General features: G+C 37.4%; 10 protein-coding genes and 1 pseudogene. 2 read left to right on the top strand and 9 right to left on the bottom strand.

Going from position 1 to position 10,019, the window contains the following annotated elements; translation table 11 throughout:
- The first annotated feature begins 22 nt into the window (after window positions 1-22).
- Window positions 23-1,225, top strand: a complete 1,203-nt coding sequence (locus tag NQ185_RS02875; RefSeq protein ID WP_257580017.1) for an ROK family transcriptional regulator — start codon at window positions 23-25, stop codon at window positions 1,223-1,225.
- Between the two features lie 24 nt (window positions 1,226-1,249).
- A complete protein-coding gene (locus NQ185_RS02880; protein WP_257580018.1) occupies window positions 1,250-2,191 on the top strand; it encodes a formylglycine-generating enzyme family protein in 942 nt (313 codons plus the stop codon).
- Between the two features lie 45 nt (window positions 2,192-2,236).
- Here the strand turns inward: NQ185_RS02880 and NQ185_RS02885 are convergent, their stop codons facing one another.
- The 9 genes and pseudogenes from NQ185_RS02885 to NQ185_RS02925 form a co-directional block, all read right to left on the bottom strand.
- Window positions 2,237-2,743: a metallophosphoesterase gene (locus NQ185_RS02885; protein WP_257580019.1), complete on the bottom strand. Its 507-nt coding sequence runs from the start codon at window positions 2,741-2,743 to the stop codon at window positions 2,237-2,239.
- A gap of 15 nt (window positions 2,744-2,758) precedes the next feature.
- On the bottom strand, window positions 2,759-3,355 hold the full coding sequence (locus tag NQ185_RS02890) for an XTP/dITP diphosphatase (protein WP_257580020.1): 597 nt from the start codon (window positions 3,353-3,355) through the stop codon (window positions 2,759-2,761).
- Window positions 3,352-4,113, bottom strand: coding sequence for a ribonuclease PH (gene rph, locus NQ185_RS02895; RefSeq protein WP_257580021.1), 762 nt, complete (start codon window positions 4,111-4,113; stop codon window positions 3,352-3,354). Before rph ends, NQ185_RS02890 begins: the two co-directional genes overlap by 4 nt.
- Window positions 4,114-4,241: 128 nt before the next feature.
- Window positions 4,242-5,303: a GerMN domain-containing protein gene (locus NQ185_RS02900; protein ID WP_257580022.1), complete on the bottom strand. Its 1,062-nt coding sequence runs from the start codon at window positions 5,301-5,303 to the stop codon at window positions 4,242-4,244.
- 134 nt (window positions 5,304-5,437) lie between these two features.
- A complete protein-coding gene (locus NQ185_RS02905; protein ID WP_257580023.1) occupies window positions 5,438-6,757 on the bottom strand; it encodes a C40 family peptidase in 1,320 nt (439 codons plus the stop codon).
- A gap of 226 nt (window positions 6,758-6,983) precedes the next feature.
- Window positions 6,984-7,796, bottom strand: a complete 813-nt coding sequence (locus NQ185_RS02910) for a S1 family peptidase (protein WP_257580024.1) — start codon at window positions 7,794-7,796, stop codon at window positions 6,984-6,986.
- 64 nt (window positions 7,797-7,860) lie between these two features.
- On the bottom strand, window positions 7,861-8,679 hold the full coding sequence (gene racE, locus NQ185_RS02915) for a glutamate racemase (RefSeq protein WP_257580025.1): 819 nt from the start codon (window positions 8,677-8,679) through the stop codon (window positions 7,861-7,863).
- Between the two features lie 27 nt (window positions 8,680-8,706).
- Window positions 8,707-9,162 (bottom strand): MarR family winged helix-turn-helix transcriptional regulator, encoded by a 456-nt coding sequence (locus NQ185_RS02920; RefSeq protein WP_373370767.1) that lies wholly within the window; start codon window positions 9,160-9,162, stop codon window positions 8,707-8,709.
- A 136-nt stretch (window positions 9,163-9,298) separates the two neighbouring features.
- Window positions 9,299-9,907: pseudogene (locus tag NQ185_RS02925) on the bottom strand (sugar phosphate isomerase/epimerase family protein); the annotation flags it as partial.
- Window positions 9,908-10,019 lie beyond the last annotated feature (112 nt).

Genomic DNA, 10,019 nt, shown 5'->3' on the forward strand with positions numbered 1-10,019 from the left:
TTAATATTAGAAGGTGATTCTTTTGCAGATAAATGAATTTCTTATTGAAGATTCGACAAAATATCAATCTCTTAAAAAGGTATACTATCTTATTTATGAGCACGGGCCTATATCTAAAGTAGATATACAAATGATGACCAACCTTAAGCATACGACTTTGGTCAGGATTATTGACGAACTTTTATCGCATCATTTTATCTTTGAAAGTGGACTAGGAATATCAAGTGGAGGAAGGCCGCCTGTCTTATACGAAATCGTACATAATCGTGGCTATCTATTTGGAATCGATCTTTCAAGAACCCACACCACGATTGCATTGCTAGATTTAAAATTATCGATTATAGATAAATTTTCTTTCCCCATGACAAAGACTCATTCGCCAGAAATAGTGATTGAGAAAATGATTAATACGGTAAAAAAGCATATGCAAATTCACAAATTAAAAATAGATGATTTAATTGGAATTGGCATCGGTTCCGTAGGACCATTAGAGCGGAAACAAGGGATGATCTTGAATCCAGATTCTTTTCCTAGTGATGGCTGGAGTCATGTGCCAATCGTCCCTTTATTAGAAAAAGAATTTACGGTAAAAGTGTTGCTTGAAAACGGAGCAAATACAGCAGCTTTCGGTGAAAACAAACATTTATCTGTTAAGGGCCAAGATATCTTATATTGTATTAGCGGTGTTGGTTTACGATGCGGAATGCTTGTCAATGGACAAGCTGTACAAAATAAAACTGGTGTTGCAAGTTCCTTTGGCCATATGATTGTTGATATTGGTGGCAGAAAATGTATTTGCGGCAGAAAAGGTTGTTTACTTGCATATACATCCCTTGAATCTATGAAAAAACAAATAAATGAGCATATCGCTGCTGGGGGAAATTCGGTATTATCGCAATCTGAAAATCTCACTTTTGAACATTTGATTCACGCGATAAAATTAGGCGATGAAATAGTTGAGAGCGTTATAATGGATTCCGCTTATTATTACGGAATAGGTGTTGCGAATATGATCAACTTTATGCATCCTGATCATGTTTTATTCAATGGACCCCTTATCTATGATTATCCACCATATTATGAAAAAATAGTTAAGACGGCAAAAAAATATATGTTTAATACGCATGAAAATGCCATTTTCTTTAGCAAAGGGGCTTTAAAGGAAGACGCCGTTCCGATTGGTGCTGCAGCGCTTCTCTTTAACTCATTTTTTTCAGAACGTTAATTTTATCCATGGAGGAGAATTTGTATGAAATCCTGCTGTTCTGTATCAAGAAGTTCAAATGAAATCAAAATTCATACTGAGAATTTAGAAAAATTGAATTCTTCTTTTTCAAAGAAAGATATGATCCTTATTAAAGGTGGAGAATTTCTTATGGGAACGAATGATTCCGATGGCTTTCCTGCTGATGGAGAAGGTCCCATTAGAAAAGTAACGGTTGATTCTTTTTATATCGATAAATACGCAGTTACGAATGAACAGTTTAAACAATTTGTAGATGAAACAAATTATATTACCGAGGCAGAACATTTTGGTTGGTCTTATGTTTTTCATCTTTTTTGTTCAAAAGAAACACTAAAAAACAATCCTCAGCGAGTTGCTGCTGTACCATGGTGGGTTGCCGTCAAAGGAGCATATTGGAAACAACCTGAGGGCCCTGGTTCTAGCACCCGGGATCGATTAAATCACCCAGTCATTCATGTTAGTTGGAATGATGCAATGGCTTTTTGTAAATGGAGCGGAAAACGACTGCCGACAGAAGCAGAATGGGAATATGCGGCACGTGGTGGATTGGAACAAAAGAAATACCCTTGGGGCGACGACTTAATTGTCAACGGAAAACATCAGTGCAATATTTGGCAAGGTGAATTCCCGGTCAAGAACACGAAACGTGATGGTTATATCGGGACATGCCCAGTTGATACATATCTTCCAAATGGTTTTGGACTTTATAATGTCGCAGGAAATGTATGGGAATGGTGTGAAGATTGGTTCAGTCCGGATTACCACAAGAGCGATGTGACGGTTAATCCAACCGGACCCAAAACAGGGACGAATAAATCAGTCAGAGGCGGCTCTTATTTATGCCATAAATCATATTGCAACCGGTATAGAGTTGCAGCAAGAAGCTCCAATACCCCTGACAGCTCTACCGGAAATATGGGCTTTCGCTGTGCAGCGGATGTTTAATTTAATTAAGAGGAGATATACAAAATTCTTGCATATCTCCTTTTTTTATTGATAGAAAGTTTTAAGTTCTGTTAATTCCTGATGTTGATCATTAAAATATTGAATTGTAATGCTTGAATCATCTTTTGTGATAAGAGCATACGTTTTTTCGTTGCCGCCGCGTGGAAGCAAAATACTTCCGGGATTCAAAAATACTGTTCCATCAATCATTTCTGCTCCAAGCAAATGAGAGTGACCAAAAAATACAAAATCGGCTCCAACTTCTTTTGCTCGATAAGAGATCGGCAGTAGCGAAGACTTAATTCTGTGTAAATGTCCATGGACAACCAAAATGATTGATTCACTAAGTTCTATAATAAGTTCATTAGGAAATTTTGAATCCATATCACAATTACCGCGCACAACCGAAAATCCTTTCAGGACAGGATCACTTGCAGAAAGCTCTGAATCTCCACAATGAATCATTGCATCGACTTGATTATGGTATGTAGTTTTAATATTTTTTAAAATTGCTCTATTCCCATGGCTATCACTGACAATAAGTAATTTCACCAAGGTCCTCTCCTTTTAAAATAGCTCTTTAATTAAAGGCTTTAAATTATTTAAAGCCTCTGCCCGGTGGCTAATCTTATTTTTCTCATTTGATGACATCTCTGCCATTGATTTACCGGCATCTACTACATAAAAAATCGGGTCGTAGCCAAATCCATTTTCCCCTTGTCTTTCGTTTAAAATCATACCTTCACATTTTCCATTTACAACAATTGTCTTTATATAAGGGCCGGCAATAGCTAACGCACAATAAAATCTTGCGGTCCTTTTTTCTTCCGGAACATCCTTCATTTCAAATAAAACCTTATCAATATTTGCTTCATCATTTTTATCTTCCCCGGCATATCTTGCTGAAAAAATGCCAGGTCTTCCATCGAGTTCATCAATAACCAGACCGGAATCGTCGGCAATCACGATTTTACCCGTCATATTTGATATGGCTTCCGCCTTAATCGTTGCATTTTCTTCGAAGGTACTTCCAGTCTCATCCACATCTGGTGAATCATTAAGATCAAGCAAGGTTAATATTTCTACGTCAAATGCCGAAAATAATGCTTCAAATTCCCTCGCTTTTCCCCTGTTTTTCGTGGCGATTAACACTTGCCTTTTCATTTTGTATTTCTCCCTGCTTCACTTTTTATAAAGGTTGCAATATCCCCAAGTGCTATTCTTTGGATATTCATCAGTTCTTTCAACCCTGCATCTGCAACAGCTAGCATTTCTTGGAGCTGGGATGCGGTGAAAGTAGCTTCCTCTCCCGTTCCTTGTAACTCCACAAATTCCCCGGCACCTGTCATGACGATATTCATATCGACCATTGCTGTACTATCTTCCGCATAATTTAAGTCTAAAATAACTCCATCATTTTCATGAATTCCAACACTTGTTGCCGCTAGAAAATCAAGGATAGGAAGTTTTGCTAGTTTTTTCTCTACTCTCAATTTATTCAAGGCAATTGTTACTGCAACAAAAGCACCTGTAATGGAAGCAGTACGTGTTCCCCCGTCAGCCTGTATAACATCACAATCGACCCAAACGGTCCTTTCTCCAATCGATTCTAGATCAACAACAGACCTGAGTGCCCTTCCGATAAGGCGTTGTATTTCCATCGTACGGCCAGAAACTTTTCCTTTTGAAGACTCCCGTATATTCCTAGTCCCTGTTGCGCGTGGAAGCATGGAATATTCGGCTGTAATCCACCCTTTTCCCTCACCACGCATAAATGGGGGTACTCTTTCTTCGATACTTGCAGTACAAATTACCTTTGTGTCTCCTACCGAAATCAATACAGATCCTTCGGGATGTATAAGATAATCAGTTTCAATTTTTACGTTTCTTAATTGATTAGAACTACGTCCATCTGATCGCAAAAAACTTCCTCCTTTAATTTCCGAAAAAATATTCAGCTGCTGTATACAGTACTTTTAAAAAACAACAAAAGAGGCGGCTAAATGGCCAACCTCTACTTTTTATTATATAGTATATCAAATTTCCCCTTTTAAAACCTACCTGTATTAACTTTTTCTGGTCTTGTAACTGGTTCTGTAAGTGATTCACCTTGTTCATTCATTACATCACTGCTTCCATTCACCATCACCTTAACACTTTCAATGCCAGTTTGTTCAGTTAGTGATAGTACTATCGAACGTAGAGTTTCATCCGAAATTGTTTTACTTTCGCTATTTCCAAGTATAGCTTCATTAAAATTAAGGGTGACTACATGGTCTTCAATTTTTGGCTCATCCATGAGTTTAACATCATCAACTAATCCAGTTTCGAGGGCTGTTAACATGCCGGGACCTTCAACAAGCTGATTAATGACAGCTGCCACATCATCTTTTTCTGTATTTGAAACTCTGCGTGTGACTGGGACATAATAGAAATCTTCGCTGACTTGAGTTAAGTAATAGACTGTAACTGGACGAGTGTTCGTAATATCCGCAACATTCGTAAATTCCGTATTAATCCCATCTGCTCGAGTCAAACCTTCATTGTTGATTGGTGTACCATTAGCTGGCATTTCTGTAAGCGGGTAGCCATTTACTCGAAGCTCTACTTTATCGACCGAGTCAAATTGGGTCAATGTCCAAGTGATGGCTTGAAGTATCCTTTTCTCATCGTCTGGATTATACGTTGTGAACTCCTCAGAAAAATCAACGGTAGCCTTCCCTTCATCTACGTCTACGTCAAATTCAGTTCCAGCTGGAAGGACAGTTCGAAAGCCATTCGGTAAAATTTCGGCTACTTTACCATCTGCTACAAGATACTCAAGAGCTTGTTTTGCAACACTTTCCGTTTTTGGAAGCGGCAAAGATTGTGCTACCACAAATCCATTTTTGTCGATCAGGTAAATATCTCTCATCACTACATCTTCTTTTTCTTCTGCGGCCGTCTCTGCATCAGGAGAAGCATCAAGAGCTTCACCTTCTTTTAAATAAGTAACATCTTTTGGCGGATCAAGACTTTCTTTCTCTTTCCCGAAGAGACCGCAGCCCGATAAAAATATGCTCACCGCCATTACTGCAGCTGTTGTTAAGGCTAATTTCGCCCTTATTGACATTTAGTAACCCCTCCTAAGACAGTTTGTACATATATACGAGCTATGTCTTAGGAATAGACCGCCTAGCTAAAAGTTTTATTCGAAAGCGCAAAAAAAGAAGGTGTAGCTCTCCCACCTTCTTCCTTCATAATTTATTAATTTACAACACGTCTGACATGTCCTTTAAATGCGCCTTTCCAATACGTATTACTCAATGAATCTACTGATACACCATGGGAACTGTTACTGTTTAAGAATGTTCCGTTGCCTAAATAGATCCCAACATGCCCATTTGTTTTATACGTATTAAAGAAGATCAAATCTCCCCTTTTCATCTCTGAAGCACTAACTTTCTTTCCTTGACCGGCTAACACAGCTGTTGAGCGGCCAATATTCACACCTGCTGAAGAATATGCCCAGTGAACAAAACCTGAACAATCAAATCTTCTATTTTTAACATCTATTGCTCCCCAACCATAAGAAGATCTCCCAACCATGGTTGACCCCACTTGAATAGCCTTTTCAATGGCGGATGAATTATGACTGGCAGCTGGCTTCTTAGGAGCGACCGGTTCAGCTTTATCTTCTTTCTTACTTTTTGAAGGAGCGGATGGCTCCGTTTTTTCTTCTGTATTTCCTTCAGAAGATGTAGGTGTCTCTTCCTTCTTCTCAGTTTTTTCATTGTTTTTACTTGGTTCTTCTGTAGCCGTTTCTTTTTCAATTGCAATTCTTTCAGCTTTCTGAGCTTCTTCAATTGCTTTTCTTCTTTCCTCAGCCTTCGCTTTTTCTATTAATATAGCTTTTTGTTTTTCCAAATCTTTTAATTGCACACTCGCTTCATTCCGTTGCTCTTCCATAGAGGCAAGCAGACTATTTTTGTCATTGATTTGATAAGTAAGCTGTACTTTTAATTCTTCCACTTTTTTTAATTCATTTTGAACTTTATCCAGCTTTACTTTCAAATCTACCTCGGATTTTTCAAGCTCTGCTTTATCTACTTCCTGTTCTTGCAAAATGTTTTTATCTGCGGAAAAAATAGTGTTTAAAATAAATGCGCGATCGACAAAGTCTCTAAAACTTTCAGCACTTAAAAGTACTTCTAAATAGCTCGTAGCCCCACCACTTGTCTGAATGCTGCGTGCACGTTTTTTTAATAGCTCAATACGTGCTTGCATTCGCTTTTCCAATTCTTTAATATCTGTTTCTAATTGCTTTGCTTCTTTTTTGGTTTTAGATATATCTTTTTTAGTTGATGCTATCTTTGTATTCGTTTGATTTACTTGAGCATCTAATTTACCTAGCGTTTCCTTCATTTCTATCTCTTGTTGTTGAATATCGTTAATTTCTTGTTGTTTTTCCATTATCTCTTGATCAATATTTTCAGTGGCAAAAGCTGTAATACTTGGAGAAGTGGTAAATAATACACTTGCACCAAGGACAATCGCAAAAATTGAAGCTATAAATCTATTTTTCACAGATCGTTTCCCCCTATTAGTAATAAACTCCCATTTCGAATCTATTTATGTAATATAGTATTTTTTTTTAAAACACTACAATATCTTATGTCTATATAAATTATAACAACATTTTTCGCCAATTAGACATTACAATCCTCTACCAATATTGTTTCATTATGATTACAAAGCGAACATTCATTCTCAAAATTCGACAAAATCGACCAGGTAAAAAGACTTACTTATTCTATTTATTTAAAAATACTTGAATTGGTATAAATAGACCAACCTTACCATATTCCTTGTGCTTCATCGTCGCAAAAATGACTCCTATAACTTGTCCATCTTCATTGAGCACAGGACTTCCGCTATTCCCCCTATAAACAGGTGCTTTTATCATCACGACGTCATCTTCCCAATCGGTTAGCTGAGTGTAGTCTATGATTGTTCCTTCATTTACTATTCCATGAAAACGAAGGGGATTGCCAATGAAATAAATCCTTTCATCTTTTGTAATAATCGGTTCGTCTTCCATATTTAAAAATGGTATGTTATCTCTGTTTATTTCTAATAAGGCAAGGTCAACTTCAGGGTATGTATCAATCACATCGGCTACGAATAATCCGGCTTCTGGAAATGCCACTGTAACTCGCTTATTTCCCTCTATAACGTGGTAATTAGTTAAGATTTTTCCATCACTCGATATTGAAAAACCAGTACCTTTGCTATCTTCTGTTGCAATCGTAACAACTGACTTTTTATATAATTGAATATTTTTATCCGCTGATAATCGCGCAGAGGTTTTTAAAAACTCAATTGCTGGAATTGAATAAATTTCAAAGAAAAATGAAAAAGAACTAAATAAGAATATGACGGCAATAAGCCAAAATATCCATTTTGGCCTATCGCGTTTTGGCAGTGGATTGTCTCTGTCATTTGCTGCCTTTGCAAGTGCCTCGGCTTGTGCTTCTTTGACGAGGACATACATTTCCTCAGGATCAATATCTTCTGTTAAATCGCTGTCAACATGATCATATTTATTTTCGTTTGGACCTTCCATCTATCTCACCTCCGAGATTTATAGCTATAAAAAAACAGCTCAACTTGCGAGCTGTACTTAACAATTAAAATAATTCTTTTTCTTGGTTTGCGAGTTTGGCAAATTCAATGTGCAAGTCATCTTCATTTAACCAATCACATGCAATTCGCTTAAAGATTTTTCTTGAACCTGTAGTGAAAAAACAATGCTTAGGCTTTTCTGGTGAAGTATTTAATAAGTTTTTATAGTCTAATATTGTACTTACTTCTTGGGCTGTCTCTTCACCAGAACTAATTACTTTTACAGTTGGTCCCATTACGTTTTCAATGATTGGACCAAGAAGTGGATAATGTGTACACCCAAGAACGAGAGTATCAATTCCACTTCCCACTAAAGGTGTCAACGTCTCCGCTACAACTCTTTTAGCTACGTTGCTTTGATATTCAAAGCTTTCTACAATTGGGACAAATTTAGGGCAAGCTAGTTGTAGCACTTTCACTCGGTGGTTGATCATTTTCATTTCCCGGGCATATGCTTCACTTTTAATTGTTCCGATTGTCCCAAGTATGCCAATTTTTTTATTTTCTGTTACTTTTAATGCTGCCCTTGAGCCAGGCGCTATAACACCGACAACAGGGATATCAAGCATCGTTTTTAATTCTTCCAATACAACCGCAGTAGCTGTGTTGCAGGCAATTACGAGCATTTTAATATCACGTTTTATTAAAAATCCTGCCATCTGTAAGGTGAATTTCCTCACTTCATTCACAGGACGCGGGCCATATGGACAACGCGCTGTATCCCCTACATAATAAATGATTTCATTTGGCATTTGCCTCATTATTTCTTTTGCGACGGTTAGGCCGCCTACTCCAGAATCGATAACTCCAATTGCCTGTTCCAAATTTCCCGCCTCTTCTAGTAGTAAGGTTTAATCTTTCCGCATTACTTTGTGCAATCGTGATAAATTGTCTTTTAACGTCAGTACTTCATCTGCAGTAAAGTCATTCAATACATCTTGCAAATATACTTGGCGTTTTTTTATTACTTCATCAATTATTTTTTCGCCCTTATCTAATAAATGTATCCTTACAACCCTGCGATCTTTTGGATCCCTTACACGCATGACTAATTCTTTTTTTTCCATTCTATCAATTAAATCAGTAGTCGTGCTGCATGCAAGATACATTTTATTGGATAAATCTCCAATTGTCATATCGCCTTCTTCAAAAAGCCATTGAAGGGCAACAAACTGAGGAGGAGTGATAGAAAAATCTGTTAGTAATTCACGGCCCTTTTGTTTAATGATAGCCGAAATGTAACGGAGATCTTTTTCTAACTCCGCAACAATTTTCTCATTATGCTGCAGGAGCTGTTTTTCATCCATCATTATCAGCAACTCCCTATATCCTTTTATTGCATTGTCTCCTTTTTTCAGCAAAATTTCAACATATTTTGAATAAGGACTTTTATTAATGACAAAGAGGCTGCTCATCTTGAACAGCCTCCTCTTTTTTCTGTTACTATTGTAAATCTGCAGCAGCATATACTTTTGCATACGCTTTACCTGATTTTTCAGCTAATGCTTTTGCAGATTCTGTCAGTGGTTCTTTCGTTAAAATTTCCTGTGCGACTGAACCCTTGTATCCGATTTGATGTAAAGCTCTTAAAAATCCTGCTAAATCAATGACACCTTCACCCGGGATCAGGCGATCATTATCGAGTACTTCTTCAACAGGGACATCTTTTGCATCATTTAAATGAACATGAGTAATTTGTTCTGGACGCAAAGCAAGCAAGTCCTCGATTGTGCCACCAATTGTATACCAATGGTAACTATCCAATAATAGACCAACATTAGACTCACCGATTGCGTCAATCCAATCAAGAGTATCTTGCATTTCCCATATAAAAGGATTTTCCCAAGCAGTTCTTAAATGATGTGGCCCGACAAATTCCAAACCAAGATTAATACCATATTCTTTTAATATTTGCGCACATAATCTTAAGCGTTTTGTCGCTAAAGCCATAAAATGCGCAGCATTATAATCAGTAGCGGGAAGAACATATGTACAACAGCTTGTGCATCCAAATTCTGCAGCTATCATTGCATCTTGATACAGATAGGTAAGGGTTTGAAGTTATCGCTCCCTTTTCCCCCTGTTCACACCGTACGTGCGACTTTCACCGCATACGGCGTTCCAACTAATCCATTTCATTCAATTTTCTATGTACTTTGTTGAA

This window comes from Lederbergia panacisoli, from assembly GCF_024626525.1.
GTDB classification, from domain to species: domain Bacteria; phylum Bacillota; class Bacilli; order Bacillales; family Bacillaceae_C; genus Lederbergia; species Lederbergia panacisoli.